Origin of the sequence: Enterobacter cloacae complex sp. 6730903 (genome assembly GCF_048283985.1) — a bacterium.
GTDB lineage: Bacteria > Pseudomonadota > Gammaproteobacteria > Enterobacterales > Enterobacteriaceae > Enterobacter > Enterobacter hormaechei_C.
This window is the reverse complement of the sequence record NZ_JBLVXX010000011.1, coordinates 44,237-61,173: the sequence shown is the minus strand read 5'-3', so window position 1 is coordinate 61,173 and position 16,937 is coordinate 44,237. Positions and strand designations below refer to the sequence as shown.

17 protein-coding genes and 1 pseudogene are annotated in these 16,937 nt (G+C 57.6%); 13 read left to right on the top strand and 5 right to left on the bottom strand.

The window, feature by feature from the left end:
* Window positions 1-5: 5 nt before the first annotated feature.
* The 4 genes from ACNQ0W_RS08155 (at window position 6) to ACNQ0W_RS08140 (ending at window position 3,724) form a co-directional block, all read left to right on the top strand.
* Entirely contained in the window at window positions 6-1,628 is a 1,623-nt protein-coding gene (locus ACNQ0W_RS08155) for an alpha-glucoside-specific PTS transporter subunit IIBC (protein ID WP_062933073.1), read from the top strand.
* The gene (locus ACNQ0W_RS08150) at window positions 1,625-2,947 is read left to right on the top strand and encodes a 6-phospho-alpha-glucosidase (protein ID WP_006808790.1); all 1,323 of its coding nucleotides are present in this window, start codon (window positions 1,625-1,627) and stop codon (window positions 2,945-2,947) included. Before ACNQ0W_RS08155 ends, ACNQ0W_RS08150 begins: the two co-directional genes overlap by 4 nt.
* 92 nt (window positions 2,948-3,039) lie before the next feature.
* Window positions 3,040-3,387, top strand: coding sequence for a YidH family protein (locus tag ACNQ0W_RS08145; RefSeq protein WP_003861080.1), 348 nt, complete (start codon window positions 3,040-3,042; stop codon window positions 3,385-3,387).
* A complete protein-coding gene (locus tag ACNQ0W_RS08140; protein ID WP_022650092.1) occupies window positions 3,377-3,724 on the top strand; it encodes a DUF202 domain-containing protein in 348 nt (115 codons plus the stop codon). Before ACNQ0W_RS08145 ends, ACNQ0W_RS08140 begins: the two co-directional genes overlap by 11 nt.
* A 32-nt stretch (window positions 3,725-3,756) precedes the next feature.
* Here ACNQ0W_RS08140 and dsdA read toward each other — a convergent pair whose 3' ends face one another.
* Window positions 3,757-5,043 (bottom strand): D-serine ammonia-lyase, encoded by a 1,287-nt coding sequence (gene dsdA / locus ACNQ0W_RS08135; RefSeq protein ID WP_062933074.1) that lies wholly within the window; start codon window positions 5,041-5,043, stop codon window positions 3,757-3,759.
* Between the two features lie 97 nt (window positions 5,044-5,140).
* Between dsdA and ACNQ0W_RS08130 the strand changes: the two are divergent.
* Window positions 5,141-6,226 (top strand): annotated as a pseudogene (locus tag ACNQ0W_RS08130) (cellulase family glycosylhydrolase); the annotation flags it as partial.
* Here the strand turns inward: ACNQ0W_RS08130 and emrD are convergent.
* The 4 genes from emrD to tisB form a co-directional block, all read right to left on the bottom strand.
* Complete coding sequence (gene emrD, locus ACNQ0W_RS08125; RefSeq protein WP_062933157.1) at window positions 6,132-7,316, bottom strand: multidrug efflux MFS transporter EmrD; 1,185 nt, start codon at window positions 7,314-7,316, stop codon at window positions 6,132-6,134. The pseudogene ACNQ0W_RS08130 and the gene emrD overlap by 95 nt on opposite strands.
* A gap of 175 nt (window positions 7,317-7,491) precedes the next feature.
* Entirely contained in the window at window positions 7,492-8,325 is an 834-nt protein-coding gene (locus tag ACNQ0W_RS08120; RefSeq protein WP_062933075.1) for a DMT family transporter, read from the bottom strand.
* 62 nt (window positions 8,326-8,387) lie between these two features.
* On the bottom strand, window positions 8,388-8,834 hold the full coding sequence (locus ACNQ0W_RS08115) for a GNAT family N-acetyltransferase (protein ID WP_033487022.1): 447 nt from the start codon (window positions 8,832-8,834) through the stop codon (window positions 8,388-8,390).
* A gap of 64 nt (window positions 8,835-8,898) precedes the next feature.
* Window positions 8,899-8,988: a type I toxin-antitoxin system toxin TisB gene (gene tisB, locus ACNQ0W_RS08110; protein ID WP_017383683.1), complete on the bottom strand. Its 90-nt coding sequence runs from the start codon at window positions 8,986-8,988 to the stop codon at window positions 8,899-8,901.
* Window positions 8,989-9,714: 726 nt separating this feature from the next.
* Between tisB and ACNQ0W_RS08105 the strand changes: the two genes are divergently transcribed.
* From ACNQ0W_RS08105 to ACNQ0W_RS08070, 8 genes are all read left to right on the top strand, one after another.
* Window positions 9,715-10,428 carry a hypothetical protein gene (locus ACNQ0W_RS08105; RefSeq protein ID WP_062933076.1) on the top strand — a complete coding sequence of 238 codons (714 nt, stop codon included), beginning with the start codon at window positions 9,715-9,717 and terminating at the stop codon, window positions 10,426-10,428.
* Window positions 10,429-10,623: 195 nt separating this feature from the next.
* The gene (locus ACNQ0W_RS08100) at window positions 10,624-11,103 is read left to right on the top strand and encodes an Hcp family type VI secretion system effector (RefSeq protein WP_062933077.1); all 480 of its coding nucleotides are present in this window, start codon (window positions 10,624-10,626) and stop codon (window positions 11,101-11,103) included.
* 107 nt (window positions 11,104-11,210) lie between these two features.
* Window positions 11,211-11,309: an ilvB operon leader peptide IvbL gene (ivbL, locus tag ACNQ0W_RS08095; RefSeq protein WP_057979964.1), complete on the top strand. Its 99-nt coding sequence runs from the start codon at window positions 11,211-11,213 to the stop codon at window positions 11,307-11,309.
* A 106-nt stretch (window positions 11,310-11,415) separates the two neighbouring features.
* Window positions 11,416-13,104, top strand: coding sequence for an acetolactate synthase large subunit (ilvB, locus tag ACNQ0W_RS08090; protein ID WP_062933078.1), 1,689 nt, complete (start codon window positions 11,416-11,418; stop codon window positions 13,102-13,104).
* A gap of 3 nt (window positions 13,105-13,107) precedes the next feature.
* Window positions 13,108-13,395 (top strand): acetolactate synthase small subunit, encoded by a 288-nt coding sequence (gene ilvN / locus ACNQ0W_RS08085; RefSeq protein ID WP_015570113.1) that lies wholly within the window; start codon window positions 13,108-13,110, stop codon window positions 13,393-13,395.
* Window positions 13,396-13,476: 81 nt separating this feature from the next.
* Window positions 13,477-14,070, top strand: coding sequence for a transcriptional regulator UhpA (gene uhpA / locus ACNQ0W_RS08080; protein WP_003861054.1), 594 nt, complete (start codon window positions 13,477-13,479; stop codon window positions 14,068-14,070).
* Entirely contained in the window at window positions 14,067-15,572 is a 1,506-nt protein-coding gene (gene uhpB, locus ACNQ0W_RS08075; protein ID WP_062933079.1) for a signal transduction histidine-protein kinase/phosphatase UhpB, read from the top strand. Before uhpA ends, uhpB begins: the two co-directional genes overlap by 4 nt.
* Window positions 15,565-16,875 (top strand): MFS transporter, encoded by a 1,311-nt coding sequence (locus tag ACNQ0W_RS08070; protein WP_062933080.1) that lies wholly within the window; start codon window positions 15,565-15,567, stop codon window positions 16,873-16,875. The genes uhpB and ACNQ0W_RS08070 overlap by 8 nt, the downstream gene beginning before the upstream one ends.
* The last annotated feature ends 62 nt before the right edge of the window (window positions 16,876-16,937 follow it).

Below are 16,937 nucleotides of genomic sequence, written 5' to 3'. Positions count from 1 at the left end.
TAAAAATGCTCAGTCAAATACAACGCTTTGGCGGCGCCATGTTCACCCCGGTTTTGCTGTTTCCCTTTGCCGGGATCGTGGTTGGGATCGCCATCATGCTTCGCAACCCGCTGTTTGTCGGTGAGGCCTTAACCGCGCCAGATAATCTGTTCGCGCAAATTGTTCACATCATTGAAGAGGGCGGCTGGGCGGTGTTCCGTAATATGCCGCTGATTTTTGCTGTCGGCTTACCGATTGGCCTGGCAAAGCAGGCGCAGGGCCGCGCCTGTCTGGCGGTGCTGATTAGCTTCCTGACCTGGAACTACTTTATCAACACGATGGGGATGACCTGGGGTCACTTCTTTGGCGTCGACTTCTCTGCTGAACCCACTGCCGGCAGCGGGCTGGCGATGATTGCCGGAATCAAAACGCTTGATACCAGCATCATCGGGGCGATTATCATTTCCGGGCTCGTCACCGCCATCCACAACCGATTTTTCGACAAGCCGTTGCCGGTCTTTCTGGGGATTTTCCAGGGCACCTCGTTTGTCGTTATCCTCGCGTTCTTCGTCATGATCCCCTGCGCCTGGCTGACGCTGCTGGGGTGGCCGAAAGTGCAGATGGGCATTGAGTCGTTGCAGGCCTTTCTCCGTACCGCTGGCGCGCTGGGCGTATGGGTTTATACCTTCCTGGAACGCATTCTGATCCCAACCGGATTACACCACTTTGTCTACGGTCCGTTTATCTTTGGCCCGGCTGCGGTAGAAGGTGGCATTCAGGTCTACTGGGCACAGCACCTTCAGGAGTTCAGCCAGAGCACTGTGCCGCTGAAAACGTTGTTCCCGGAGGGCGGATTCGCGCTGCACGGCAACTCTAAGGTGTTTGGCTCAGTCGGTATTGCGCTGGCTATCTGGTATACCGCGTCGCCGGAGAACCGCGTCAAAGTGGCAGGTCTGCTGATCCCGGCCACGCTTACCGCCGTGCTGGTGGGCATTACCGAACCGCTGGAGTTCACCTTCCTGTTTATCTCGCCGTTGCTGTTTGCCATCCACGCCGTGCTGGCCGCAACGATGGCGACGGTGATGTATACCTTCGGGGTGGTGGGGAACATGGGGGGCGGTCTGCTGGACCAGTTCCTGCCGCAAAACTGGATCCCGATGTTCCATAACCACGCCTCGACGGTATTCACCCAGATTGGCATCGGCCTCTGCTTCACAGGGATCTACTTCGTGGTCTTCAGGACGCTTATCGAACGTCTGAATCTCAAAACGCCGGGTCGGGAAGAGAGCGAAATCAAACTCTACAACAAAGCCGACTATAAGGCCGCGCGCGGGCAAACCACTGCCCCGGCGGCAGCCAGCCAGAAGGTCGGGCAGGCCGCTGGGTTCTTACAGGCGCTCGGCGGCGCAGCAAACATCGAAAGTATCAATAACTGCGCCACCCGCTTGCGTATCGCCCTGGTGGATATGACGAAAACCCAAAGCGACGACGTCTTCAAAGCCCTGGGCGCACACGGTGTAGTGCGGCGCGGCAACGGCATACAGGTGATTGTCGGTCTGCACGTTCCTCAGGTGCGCGACCAGCTGGAATCGCTGATGAAAACCCCTTTAACAAACGAACAAACCACTCTGACAGAGGCTATATCATGAAAAAATTCTCAGTTGTTATTGCAGGCGGCGGCAGTACATTCACGCCTGGTATCGTCCTGATGCTGTTAGCCAACCGTGACCGTTTCCCGCTGCGTGCGCTGAAGTTCTATGACAATGACGGAGCACGTCAGGAGATCATCGCCGAGGCGTGCAAAATCATCCTCAAGGAGCAGGCGCCGGAGATTGAATTTAGTTACACCACCGATCCGAAAGCGGCGTTTACCGATGTGGATTTCGTGATGGCGCATATTCGCGTGGGCAAATACCCGATGCGTGAAAAAGATGAAAAAATCCCGCTGCGTCACGGCGTGCTGGGCCAGGAAACGTGCGGGCCGGGCGGCATCTCCTACGGCATGCGCTCCATCGGCGGCGTGCTGGAGCTGGTGGATTACATGGAGCAGTACTCCCCGAACGCGTGGATGCTGAACTACTCCAACCCGGCGGCGATTGTCGCGGAAGCCACGCGCCGCCTGCGTCCGAACGCGAAAATTCTCAACATCTGCGACATGCCGATCGGCATTGAAGGGCGTATGGCGCAGATTGTCGGCCTGAAAGACCGCAAAGAGATGCGCGTGCGCTACTACGGTCTGAACCACTTCGGCTGGTGGACGTCGATTGAAGATCTGAACGGCAACGATCTGATGCCAAAACTGCGCGAATACGTAGCGAAAAACGGCTATGTGCCGCCTTCGGAAGATGCGCATACTGAAGCGAGCTGGAACGATACCTTCGCCAAGGCCAAAGACGTACAGGCGCTGGATCCGGACACCATGCCGAACACCTACCTGAAATATTACCTGTTCCCGGACTATGTGGTCGCCCATTCCAACCCGGAGCGTACCCGCGCCAATGAAGTGATGGATCACCGTGAGAAGCATGTATTCAGTTCATGCCGGGCGATTATCGAAGCCGGTCATTCTTCTGCCGGTGAACTGGAAATCGACGAACATGCGTCGTACATCGTCGATCTGGCGACCGCGATTGCCTTTAACACCCAGGAACGCATGCTGCTGATTGTGCCTAACAATGGGGCTATCCATAACTTTGACGCTGACGCGATGGTAGAAATCCCTTGTCTGGTCGGCCACAACGGACCGGAGCCGCTGACCGTGGGTGATATTCCGCACTTCCAGAAAGGGCTCATGAGCCAGCAGGTGGCGGTGGAAAAACTGGTGGTGGACGCCTGGGAGCAGCGCTCGTATCAGAAACTCTGGCAGGCGATTACCCTGTCGAAAACCGTACCGAGCGCATCGGTGGCGAAGGCGATTCTGGACGATCTGATTGAAGCGAATAAGGATTACTGGCCAGAGCTGCACTAATCTTTCTGACCGGCATCGCCTGATGCCGGTCTCCTTGTCCTGGCTGAATTACGCTATGCTGAAGCCTGCATGCTGCACGACAAGGAATCTTGATGAACATTTCCCGCCTCGGTGAAGCGCCGGACTACCGCTTCTCACTGGCTAACGAACGCACGTTCTTAGCGTGGATCCGCACCGCCCTGGGCTTTCTGGCCGCAGGCGTCGGCCTTGATCAGCTCGCCCCCGATTTTGCCACCCCGTTGATTCGCGAAGTGCTGGCCCTGCTGCTGTGCCTGATTGCCGGCGTGCTGGCGATTTATGGCTATCTGCGCTGGCTGAGAAATGAAAAGGCGATGCGTCTGAAGCAGGATCTCCCCTATACGCGCGGCTTGCTCATTATCAGTACGATTTTGCTGATGGTTGCGGGCGTAGTGATGCTACTGGTGCTGTATGCCGGATAGCCGCAAAGCGCGGCGGGAAGCGGACCCCGGCCTTCAGCCGGAGCGAACCTCGCTGGCCTGGCTGCGCACGCTGCTGGGGTATGGCGCGCTGATCGCTCTTGCCATTAAGCACAACTGGCACCGCACGGGGGCGCCATTCTGGATCTCCATTGTTGTGCTGGCGCTGGTAGCTATCATTTTATGGCGCTACACCCGCAGCCGTAACCTGATGGACGTGTCGCAGAACGACTTTGCGCAGCCGAAAGCGGTGCGGGATAAGTTCCTGATTGCGTTGGCCGTGCTGTCGCTGTCGCTGCTGTTTGCGGTAACCCACATTCAACAAATTTTGCACCTGTAGGCCGGGTAAGGCGTAGCCGCCACCCGGCATAATTACTTCCCTTTCGCTAAATATTTCGCCATCTCGTCTTCCGGCACCATCCCGCCGCCGGTTGCCCACACCAGGTGGGTAACGTTGGTATCCGAATGAACGCGCAGCGGCCCGGCCATCCCCGCCAGCGCCGACGGCTCCAGGCGAATCCCTTCCTCCTGCGCCAGCCAGCCGAGCAGGTCGTACATGCTCTGGTCGGACAACGTATAGAACCCGTCAAGCAGACGCTCCATCGCGCGGCCTACGAAGCCGGACGCGCGACCTACCGCCAGACCGTCTGCCGCCGTCACGTTGTCGATACCCAGATCCTGCACGGCGATTTCATCGTGCAGCCCGGTGTAGACACCCAGCAGCATACACGGCGAGTGCGTGGGCTCCGCGAAGAAGCAGTGGACGTTATCGCCAAAGGCCAGCTTCAGGCCAAACGCCACGCCGCCGGGGCCACCGCCGACGCCGCACGGCAGGAAGACATACAGGGGATGATCGGCATCCACCACGCGGCCCTGCGCGGCAAACTGCGCTTTCAGGCGTTCACCTGCAACCGCATAGCCCAGGAACAGCGTGCGGGAGTTCTCATCGTCAATAAAGAAGCAGTTCGGATCGCTTTCCGCCGCTTTGCGCCCTTGCTCCACCGCCACGCCATAATCCTGCTCATATTCCACGACGATGACGCCGTGGCTGCGCAGTTTGGCTTTCTTCCACTCGCGGGCGTCGGCGGACATATGCACCGTGACCTTAAAGCCAATGCGTGCGCTCATAATGCCGATGGACATCCCCAGGTTGCCGGTTGAGCCCACCGCGATGCTGTACTGGCTGAAGAAGTCCTTAAAGCGCGGCTCCAGCAGAACGCTGTAGTCGTCTTCAACGCTCAGCAACCCGGCTTCTAGCGCCAGTTTCTCCGCATGGGTCAGCACCTCATAGATGCCGCCGCGCGCTTTGATCGAGCCGGAAATCGGCAGATGGCTGTCTTTTTTCAGCAGCAGCGTGCCTGGAATGGCCTTGCCGGACTCTTTCTCCAGCCGCTTTTGCATCGCCGGAATCGCGACCAGGTCGGATTCGATAATCCCGCCCGTCGCCGCCGTTTCCGGGAAGGCTTTCGCCAGATACGGCGCGAAGCGTTTCAGGCGCGCATGCGCGTCGTCAACGTCGGCTTTGGTCAGCCCGACATACGGCAACCCTTCCGCCAGCGTCGTGGTGCGCGGGTTAAGCCAGGTGATCGCTTTCAGGGCAATCAAATCCGCCAGCAGCGGAAACCGGTCAATGAGGCTGGTCAGGTCAGTCGTTTTCATAATCTGTCTCAGAATTTAGTTCGTTCTGACTCTACACCAATTGTGAAAAAGCATGCTAAATACAGAGTAAAGCATTTGATTATTTGCAAGGGGCATCGTGTTAAAGCCGTTGATTGTCACCGTGTTAGCGATCGCTTCCGGCTGGGCCTGTGCCGCTGAGCCGCCGCTGACGGCTGCCCGTTACGCGCAGATGCTGGGCGTCGGAATGGATGTCGACTGGGCCCGCACCGAGCGCGGTATCCGCGAATTTGACCCGCTGGTGGTCCGTGATTTCCAGGCAAAAGGCATACGTCATGTCCGTATTCGGGTGGCGGGCGAACCGACGGAAGCGCGGCTGATTCACCTGCGTAAGCTGGTGGAGGCCTGCGAGCAATACGGCGTCATCCCCATCATCGCTTATCAGGCCGATGAATATAAAAACGACCCGAAAGCGGATACCGAAAAAGAGGTGATCAACTGGTGGATTGCCGTGGCGCACTATTTTGGTCAGCGCTCGCCGTTGCTGGGCTTTGACCTGATCTACGAACCGGCGGACAAGCTCAACCACAACCTTGCTTCGCTCAACCGGGTGTATGAGAAAGCGATCAAAGACATTCACGCCATTGATGCCAGCCGCATGATTTTTATCGCCCCTCGTCTGCGCGCCGCGCCGGAGGATTTATCCAGCCTGAAGCTGCCCGCGCACAGCCAGAATTACCTGCTGGCGGAGTGGCATATTTTCCCCTGGGGTCCGCTGAAAACGAACGGCAAATACCCGTGGACGTCCGGAACCGCGGCTGAGAAAGCGGCTATCCGTAACCGAATCAACGCCGCGCTGCACTGGCAGCAAAAAACCGGGCATGTGAGCTGGGTTGGCGGCTGGGGCGTGGGCGAATCGAAAAGCCTGACGCCAACCGCCTCGCAGATGGCGTTTGCCACGTTTATGGCGTGCGAGCTGCAACAGGCCAACATCCCGTATGCGATAAACGCCGATGTTCAGTTTTATGACGGGGAAGAGGGGGCGTGGCGGCCTGCCCCAGAGCGGCTATTGCAGGCGATGATTGCGCCCGTCTGTGAAAAGCCCGGCGAGAAGCCGGGCCATCATGCGGTTAAACCGGCTGTTCGTGATGCGAGGCACGCGACGCCAGCGGCAGCCAGCACAGCAAAATCAGCAGCCCCATCAGGGTCATCAGTAAGCCTAAACTCGCCTGCCCGGTCTGCGGCATCATAGCCGAAAGCCAGGCCAGCGCGCCGGAACCGATGTTCTGCAAACCGCCCACCAGCGCGCCTGCCGTGCCTGCGAGGAACGGGAACGGCTCCATCGCGCCGCTGGTGGCGAGGGGAAACAGCATGCCCGCGCCGAAGAAGAACAGCGCTGCCGGGATGAGCAACGTCCAGACCGACATCACGTCAAACAGCCCCGGGATCCACATCATCAGCCCGGCCAGCAGACAGCTAATCACCGACTGCCACATCAGCGTGGAGAAACGCTTGTTTGGACGTCCGGCGAACCATGCGCCGAAGAACGCCGCCGGGATCGGCAGAATAAACAGAATACTCACCACCATGCTGCTCAGGCCAAGGCCTGCGCCCAGCAGCACGCCGGAGCAGGCTTCGAACACCGCAATGCCCGCCAGGCCGCCGATCAGCATCAACAGATAACAGGTAAACGACCCATTACCGAACAGCGTTTTGTAGCTGGCGATGAGCTTCGTGCGCGGCGCGTCCTGTGGGCGGGTTTCCGGCATCCAGCGCGCCATGCTGAAGGTGACAATAATGCACAGCACCAGCAGGAAGGCGTAACAGGCGCGCCAGGACCAGACGGTGTCCAGCAGACCCCCAATCAGCGGGGCCAGCAGCGGGCTGACCAGAATGCCCATATTTAACAGACTGTTGGCGTGACGAAGCTGTGTGCCCTGGTACATATCACGCGGCAGGGTACGCGCCATAACCCCGCCAACGCCGGTGCCCACGCCCTGGAGGGCGCTGGCGGCAATCAGTATGGTCAGGCTGTGCGTGGTAATGGCAATCACCGTCGCTACCATGAAAATGCTCATGCCGACCAGAATGACCGGACGACGCCCGACGCGATCGGACAGGGGACCATAAACCAGCTGTGAAACGCCATAGGTCAGCAGATAGGCTGCCATCACGCTCTGTACCGCACCTTCGCGGACGCTCAGATCTTTTGCCATATCGGCAATCGCCGGAATGTAGATGGTTTGCGCCATCTGCCCGACGGCCACCAGTAACACCAGCATCAACAATAAGTTCACGTTCCGTTGCTTTTTCATGTCGCTGAATACTTTTGCCAAAAGAGATAAATAAAGAATAAGTGACTACGCATTCCCATAAATGCGCGAGGAATCTACCACAGAGAGATGACAATTTAAGCATTACTGTGATGAATGACAGAAGAGGTGAAGGCAGGATTTGTAAACAAGATCGGCAACTAATGTTGCCAGCGAATTACGCCAGGCGCAGCAGGACCGCACCGGCAGCAATGCCCAGTGCCGCCGCGATGCGCAGGCCAGCAACCTTCTCTTTTAAAAGCACAAATGCGATTAAGGCGCCGAAGAGAATAGAGGTCTCACGCAGCGCCGCCACCACAGCCAGCGGCGCCTGGGTCATCGCCCAGAGTGCCAGACCGTAAGATCCCATCGTCCCGACGCCGCCGAGCAGCCCTTTTTTCCAGTGCAGGCGCAGGTAGCTGGACGCTTCGCGACGCCGCGCCACCATTGCCCAGCTCAGCAGGCAGAAGCCGTTCATGAAGAAGGTCCAGAGCGTATAGCCCAGCGCAGTGTCCGAGAGTCGCACACCGGTGCCGTCCACCAGGGTATACCCGGCGATAAAACAGGCGTTCAGCAGCGCAAGCCAGATCCCCTTGCGTGACTGCATGCGGCCATTCATCGCCATCGCCAGAATCGACAGGCAAATGACCCCGATGCCGGACCAGGCGAGCCAGGAGAGATGATCCCCGAGCACCAATACGCTGATCAGCGCCACCAGCAGAGGGGCCGTCCCGCGCATAAGGGGGTAGGTCTGACTCATGTCGGAGACCTGATAAGTTTTTGCCACCAGTACCGTATACACCACCTGTAACGCACAGGAGACGAACAAATATGGCCAGCTTGCGGCAGTTGGCTGAGGAGAGAAGGGCAGAAAAATCAGGGCAATAAGCGCGGCTGAACCGCTGACTCCGATCGCCGAGTAGAGCTTATCCGTTCCGGCTTTAACGATAGCGTTCCAGCTGGCATGCAGCAGTGCGGCGAACAGTAAAATGCAGAAAACGGTGATGGTCATGGCGTATCGGTTGGCGAAATGTCATCCAACTGTAACATTCACCTGTCGATGCTGCCAGCCGCTTACACTGCGCAAAAAAGGCGGTGCGTCACCCGGGGTTCGTCTGACACGAGCCTGAAGCCCGCCCGATGGTAAAATCCGTACGCGGTTTCCGGCGCATGGGTATTAAGAAAATCAAACCAGATGCTGGCATCCGCCATCACCACGGTCAAAAGCTGTTTGCCTATGCCCTGCCCACGGCACTTTTCGCTGACGTAGAGATGACGAATACGTCCAGCGCGCGGCTGCTGGCTGAACGGATCGCGATTAAGGCCGCACACGCCCACCAGCCTGCCGTTAAGAAACGCCCCCAGCAGTTTTTCACCCGGCGCGTTAAAGCGGTTTTCACCCCGCAGCCAGTTCTCTTCCAGCCTGCGCAGCATATTGAAATTCAACGCGATACTCTCCGCCTTCAGGGCGATATACCCGGGTTCATCGGGCGTGACAGGCTCAATTAACAGACGCGACATAGCATTCCCTCGTTATTAAAGAGGGGCGGTTGCCCGCCCCTCTCAGGTGCGACTTGAACCTGAATCACCGAACGTATTTCAGGACAGCATCAAGCAGTTGCAATACAGCAACAATGAGTTTGAGGACAAGTATGACCATATCCACGACGCTCATACGCGTCTCCTTTTGGTTAAAAGGAGCACGATGCTGGCGTACCTTTCCGCCGCCTGTGGCCAGCACCTGGATTGACGTAACACAGTGTGCTCACTTCAGGGGTTAAGGCACTGACGGCACCACCCGTTTCAGCCAGGACTTCGTTGCGCCGGTAAACTGCGGCCCCCTCGCTCACTGCGAACACCCTCAGTATAGATAAATACTGTATGTATGAACAGTATTTTATGGACAAAATTTGGAAGGCGATCCATACTTAAAAACGTCAAAATCCGTGCCGGAATTGCGCGTTCGTCTTCGATCGCGTATACTTTTCGCGTTGACGTAACACAGTGTGTTCTGCGGCAACCAACCGCAAAACCCTGATAAAAACCTCGCTTAGGCGGGGTTTTTTGTTTTCAGGGCAGCCCAGAAAAGGTGCTTGTTGACTTATTGGCAATGGGTGCGGCTGGCATGCAGTATGATTCAATGATTAATTTAATAAGTTCTAATAAGCAGTGGTTCTGGTTCTAGGCCACTTATACAAGTTTACGTCGCTCAATACATAAACTCATTCCAGACATCAATATTCTTCTGAAAGTGAAATAATGGTATCGACTATAATTGCAGTAAATAATAACGATCTAATTTATATTTTTCTTAAATATTTGCGGGGTTAACCCTCCCTAATTTGAATTATTCGATTTTTCATTGTACTATCTATAACCACGCGCATAGTATGGATACATTATGCAGGCATCTGATTATTTAAAGATGAAGTTCCAAAGCGACAGGCAGTTGGCTATTTATGGACAGCAGGGCGTAGCAGGGACATGGAAAGCATTACAGGGGATCGGCTCTGATATTTACTCAGGAATTGAGCGTGTAAGTTGGTACTCATCATGCTTAATCCCCAGCTATCACGATGTGTGTGACGAGCTTCTCTCAGAAGAAAAGAGAATGTACCTCTCAATTCTCTCGCTTTACCGTTATCGCGATGTAATAGCACATATGCTATATCTTTATTTTGAAGGTGTTATTTCCGATTCTGAAAATGGAAATGAACACAATCGCGTTCGTAAGATGGATTCAAAAGTAACCGGGCTTGTTAATAACATACCGACCAGCAAGGCCGCGCGTTTAGCGATAGCATGGGGTCTGGCCAAATCCCTTTCCGAATCTGGCCTGCTGTCTGAAATCGTCGTCGAACGGCTTGCACGCCGCGTACCTAACGTAGTCATGGCGCTTCAATTGATTGGAACGGAACAGAAGTGCGCTCTTGCTGCTCGTCGCCTGAAAACATTGGACCCTAAGTATTACGCCACCCTCTATGCCGCACAACTGGAGATGCTTTACTACTTTTTTGAGCCTTTCCTGTCTGAACTCATTAAGAAGGTGCAGTTGGGATTCTATAAGGATTTCGATGCAATTTATAAAGACTTAAAGGGCAAGGAGCATGTTTAAAAGTCTGTTATCAATTCTATTAACGGATATTTTATTCCCTGTTTATATTTTTGCGTGCGCCTCTTTGTTCCTGTGGTTGGTACCTGACCACTGGGTCTTACTAACATTCATTGCTATCGTTGTGTTTATTATTGTTCACCCGATGATTTTTGGCCGCTTTGATAAATACGATTAAATGTTATTAAAAGGATTTTTATGTCAAACCCAGCTTATTTGTTTTTAACAGATGAAAATGGTTCTCCCATGGTTGGCCCTTGCCTTGTGTCAGGGCGTGAAGGTGCAATTGAACTTAAATCGTTCACTCATAATGTCAACATCCCGGTCGACGGGAATACCGGGAAATTGACGGGTACGCGTATACACATGCCCATCATGTTTCAAAAAGAATTTGATCGTGTAACCCCGCTTCTCTTTCGCGCACTGAGTACGGGAAGAACGCTCAAGTCAGCCACTATTAAGATGTATCAGATTAATGAGGCGGGTTTTGAACAGGAGTATTTTAATATCTTCCTGGAGAATGTGAAAATAACCTCAATCACACCAGACCTGTATCCCGGCGCAAACACCGGAACACACCTTGAAACGGTTCTCATACGCTACGAGAAAATCACCTGGAAGCATTGCGACGGCAATGTCATCTATAGTGACACCTGGAATGAGCGAGCAACGTACTGAAACGTGATCCCTGACGCATTTTTGCGCAGATGAAAATATTTCCATTGTCACATCCGAAAACCTGTGTTTGTATAAATTCAATCAATGATTCCAAACACAGGTCCCCAATGACTTCATCCATCTTCACTTCGACCCTACTAAAAACTGCGCAACCTGCCGCAGTGGTCGTCGTGCGTGTGGTGGTGGTCGTCGGCAATGCGCCGTAGGGACTGGATCAACACACGAATCCAAAACCCCGCCGGCGCAAACCGGGCGGGGTTTTTCGTTTAGGACCCTCCCCGGAAGGCTGGCTCAGAAGAAAAGGACTGGAGCATGGCAAGTTCGGGCACAACATCCACTAAGACGCGTTTTACAGGCGCGCAGCTGATTGTTCATTTACTGGAACGACAGGGCATCACCACCGTTGCGGGCATCCCGGGTGGGACCGTGCTTCCGCTGTATGATGCGTTAAGCCAAAGCACACAGATCCGTCACGTGCTGGCGCGCCACGAGCAGGGCGCAGGCTTTATCGCCCAGGGCATGGCGCGTACCCAGGGTAAACCGGCGGTCTGTATGGCCTGTAGTGGGCCGGGCGCAACCAACCTGGTGACCGCCATCGCCGACGCGCGCCTCGACTCCATTCCGCTGATCTGCATTACCGGCCAGGTGCCGTCCTCGATGATCGGCACCGATGCGTTCCAGGAAGTGGACACCTACGGCATCTCTATCCCCATCACCAAACATAACTATTTAGTTCGCGATATCAGCGAGCTGCCTCAGGTGATCAGCGATGCGTTCCGCATTGCCCAGTCTGGCCGCCCGGGTCCGGTGTGGATAGACATTCCTAAGGATGTCCAGACCGCAGAAATTGAGATCGACGTGCTGCCGGAGCCGGGTGAGCGTGCCCCCGCGCCGGAATTCAGCGCTGAGAGCGTGCGCGATGCGGCGGCAATGATCAACGCCGCCAAACGCCCGGTGCTCTATCTGGGCGGCGGGGCGATCAACGCCGCGGATGAAATCCGCCAGTTCGCTGAAAAAGCTAATTTGCCCACCACCATGACCCTGATGGCGCTGGGTATGCTGCCAAAAGCGCACCCGCTCTCTCTCGGCATGTTGGGTATGCACGGTGCACGCAGCACCAACTACATCCTGCAAGAGGCGGATTTGCTGATCGTTATGGGCGCACGTTTTGATGACCGGGCGATCGGCAAAACCGAGCAGTTCTGCCCAAATGCGAAGATCATTCACGTTGATATCGACCGCGCCGAGCTGGGTAAAATCAAGCAGCCGCACGTGGCGATCCAGGGCGACGTGGCCGAGGTGCTGGCGCAGCTGATCCCGCAGACGGAGGCAACCGACCGCGCCGACTGGCGCCAGCTGGTGGCCGATCTGCAACGTGAGTTCCCGGGCGCTATCCCAACCGAGGGCGACCCGCTGAGCCACTATGGTCTTATCAACGCCGTTGCCGCCTGCGTGGATGACAGCGCGATTATCACCACCGACGTCGGCCAGCATCAGATGTGGACCGCCCAGGCGTATCCGCTGAACCGCCCGCGCCAGTGGCTGACCTCCGGCGGCCTTGGCACCATGGGCTTCGGCCTGCCAGCAGCGGTTGGCGCGGCGCTCGCCAACCCGGACCGCAAGGTGATCTGCTTCTCCGGTGACGGCAGCCTGATGATGAATATTCAGGAGATGGCGACGGCTGCCGAAAACCAGTTAGACGTTAAAATCATTCTGATGAACAACGAGGCGCTGGGTCTGGTACACCAGCAGCAGAGCCTGTTCTATAAGCAGGGCGTGTTTGCGGCGACCTATCCGGGGATGATCAACTTCATGCAGATTGCCGCTGGTTTTGGCCTGCACACCTGCGATCTGAACGCCGAAGAAGATGCCCACGCGGCGTTGCAGGATGCGATTTCTCGCCCTGGCCCGGCGCTGATCCACGTGCGTATCGACGCGCAACAAAAAGTTTATCCGATGGTGCCGCCGGGTGCGGCCAATACTGAGATGGTGGGGGAATAAGCCATGCAGAAACAATGTGATAACGTCATTCTGGAACTCACCGTCCGCAACCACCCAGGCGTCATGACCCACGTCTGCGGGCTATTCGCTCGCCGGGCGTTTAACGTGGAAGGCATTCTGTGCCTGCCGATTCAGGGCAGCGAGCACAGCCGCATCTGGCTACTGGTGAACGACGACCAGCGTCTGGAGCAGATGATGGCGCAGATCGACAAGCTGGAGGACGTCACCAAAGTGGCACGCAACCAGTCCGATCCCACCATGTTTAACAAAATTGCGGTGTTTTTCGAATAGATGGCTTAAGGTAGGCGTCTTTCGCTCTAGTAGGCCGGATAAGCGTAGCGCCATCCGGCATTTCAGACCGCAGGAACACGCATGACCACCATCGCCCTTATCGACGACCACCTTATCGTTCGCTCTGGCTTTGCCCAGCTTCTCAACCTCGAACCGGATTTTCAGGTCGTGGCCGAGTTTGGCTCAGGACGCGAGGCGCTGGCGGGCCTGCCGGGACGCGGGGTGCAGGTCTGTATCTGCGATATCTCCATGCCGGACCTCTCCGGGCTTGAGCTGTTAAGCCAGCTGCCAAAAGGAATGGCGACCATTATGCTCTCGGTCCACGACAGCCCGGCGCTGGTCGAGCAGGCGCTCAACGCGGGGGCGCGCGGGTTTCTCTCTAAACGCTGTAGCCCGGACGAGCTGATTGCCGCCGTGCGCACCGTCTCCACCGGCGGCTGCTACCTGACGCCGGACATTGCCATCAAGCTGGCGGCGGGACGGCAGGATCCGCTCACCAGACGCGAGCGCCAGGTGGCAGAGAAACTTGCCCAAGGCATGTCGGTGAAAGAGATTGCCGTAGAGCTGGGGCTGTCGCCAAAGACCGTTCACGTTCATCGCGCCAACCTGATGGAAAAACTCAACGTCAGTAACGATGTCGAGCTGGCGCGCCGTATGTTTGACAGCTGGCAATGAACTCCCTGTTTTCGCGGCTGATCGCCGTTGTTGCCAGCTTTTTCATCTTCTCCGCCGCGTGGTTCTGCCTGTGGAGTATCAGCCTGCATCTTGTCGAGCGCCCGGAGCTGGCGGTGCTGCTGTTCCCCTTTGGCCTGCGGCTGGGGCTGATGCTGCAATGCCCGCGCGGCTACTGGCCGGTGCTGCTGGGCGCAGAGTGGCTGATGCTGATCTGGCTGGCGAAGGAAGTGGCGCTGGCGCATCTGCCGTTATTGATGACCGGAAGCCTGCTCACGCTTATCCCGGTCGCCCTGATTTCCCGCTACCGTCACCAGCGCGACTGGCGCACGCTGCTGCGTCAGGGGGCGGCGCTGATTGCCGCCGCGCTGTTGCAGTCCCTGCCGTGGCTGGGTGAAAAGGAGGTGCTCAACGCTCTGCTGCTGACCCTCACCGGCGGCCTGACGCTGGCCCCGACCTGCCTTGTGATCTGGCATTACCTCACCAGCACCGTCTGGCAGCCGCTCGGCCCAGCGCTGGTCTCCCAGCCGGTGAACTGGCGCGCCCGGCACCTGATCTGGTATCTGCTGTTGTTTGTGGTGAGCCTGTGGTTGCAGCTTGGTCTGCCCGCTGAATTATCACGCTTCACGCCGTTTTGTCTGGCGCTGCCGATCATCGCCCTTGCCTGGCATTACGGCTGGCAGGGCGCATTGATCGCCACGCTGATGAACGCCATCGCGCTGATTGCCAGCCAGACCTGGCACGATCACCCGGTAGATCTGCTGCTCTCGCTGCTGGCCCAGAGCCTGACCGGGCTGCTACTCGGCGCGGGCATACAGCGCCTGCGCGAGCTGAACCAGTCTCTGCAAGCCGAGCTGGCGCGCAACCGCCGTCTGGCGGAGCGTCTGCTGGAGACGGAAGAGAGCGTGCGCCAGGAGGTTGCTCGCGAATTGCACGATGATATCGGCCAGACGATCACCGCCATCCGCACCCAGGCGGGCATTGTTCAGCGCCTGGCGGCAGAAAACGCGGGCGTGAAGCAGGGCGGGGCGCATATCGAACAGCTTTCGCTGGGCGTCTATGATTCCGTTCGTCGCCTGTTAGGGCGGCTGCGTCCGCGCCAGCTTGACGATCTCTCGCTCGAGCAGGCGATACGCTCTCTGATGCGCGAGATGGAGCTGGAGAGCCGTGGGATTGTCAGCCATCTCGACTGGCGCATTAACGAACCTGCGCTGAGCGAAGGCCAGCGCGTGACCCTTTTCCGCGTCTGCCAGGAAGGACTGAACAACATCGTCAAACACGCCAGCGCCAGCGCGGTGACGATCCAGGGCTGGCAGCAGGACGAGCGCCTGATGCTGGTGATTGAAGACGACGGCTGCGGCCTGCCGCCGGGCTCCGGCCAGCAGGGGTTTGGCCTGGCGGGCATGCGCGAGCGCGTGAAGGCGCTGGGCGGCACGCTGACGATCTCCTGCACCCACGGGACGCGCGTCAGCGTCAGTTTGCCGTTAAGGACGCACCATGTTTAAAACCCCCGCCAGCGCCGCCCCGCTAAGCAACAAAGCGGAAATCGACGCCCGCTACCGCTACTGGCGTCGCCATATCCTGATCACCATCTGGCTCGGCTACGCCCTGTTCTACTTCACCCGCAAAAGCTTCAACGCCGCCGCGCCGGAAATTCTCGCCAGCGGCGTGATGGCGCGCACCGATATCGGCCTGCTGGCGACGCTGTTTTACATCACCTACGGCCTGTCGAAGTTCTTCTCCGGCATCGTCAGCGACCGTTCCAACGCGCGCTATTTTATGGGCGTTGGGCTGATCGCCACCGGGGTGGTGAACATCCTGTTTGGCTTCTCGACGTCGCTATGGGCCTTCGCCCTGCTGTGGGCGCTGAACGCCTTTTTCCAGGGCTGGGGCGCGCCGGTCTGCGCCCGCCTGCTCACCGCCTGGTATTCGCGCAACGAGCGCGGTGGCTGGTGGGCAATCTGGAACACCGCGCATAACGTCGGCGGGGCGCTGATCCCGATGGTGGTAGGCGCGGCGGCGCTGCACTACGGCTGGCGCGCGGGGATGATGATTGCCGGTGGCCTCGCGATTGTCGCCGGGCTGTTCCTCTGCTGGCGCCTGCGCGACAGGCCGCAAACCGTCGGCCTTCCACCGGTAGGTGACTGGCGGCACGACGAGATGGAGATCGCCCAGCAGCAGGAAGGGGCCGGGCTGTCCCGCCAGGAGATCCTCACCAAATACGTGCTAAAAAACCCCTACATCTGGCTGCTGTCGCTCTGCTACGTGCTGGTCTACGTGGTGCGCGCGGCCATCAACGACTGGGGCAACCTGTACATGTCCGAGACGCTCGGCGTGGATCTGGTGACCGCCAACTCGGCGGTGACCATGTTTGAACTGGGCGGGTTTATCGGCGCGCTGGTGGCGGGCTGGGGCTCGGACAAGCTGTTCAACGGCAACCGTGGCCCGATGAACCTGATTTTTGCTGCCGGGATTTTGCTCTCTGTCGGCTCGCTGTGGCTGATGCCGTTCGCCAGCTACGTGATGCAGGCGGCGTGCTTCTTCACCATCGGTTTTTTCGTCTTTGGCCCGCAGATGCTGATCGGCATGGCGGCGGCGGAGTGCTCCCACAAAGAGTCGGCAGGCGCGGCGACGGGCTTTGTCGGGCTGTTTGCCTACCTCGGCGCATCGCTCTCCGGCTGGCCGCTGGCGCGGGTGATCGACATCTGGCACTGGAGCGGGTTCTTCGCGGTGATCGCCATCGCGGCGGGCATCTCCGCCCTGCTGCTGCTGCCGTTTTTGCACGCGCAGGCACCGCGCGAAGCGTGACGCGCCTCACCTTTTGCTGCCGAGACGCGCAAAACTAAGAAATTTTCCCGGTTTCACCTGGA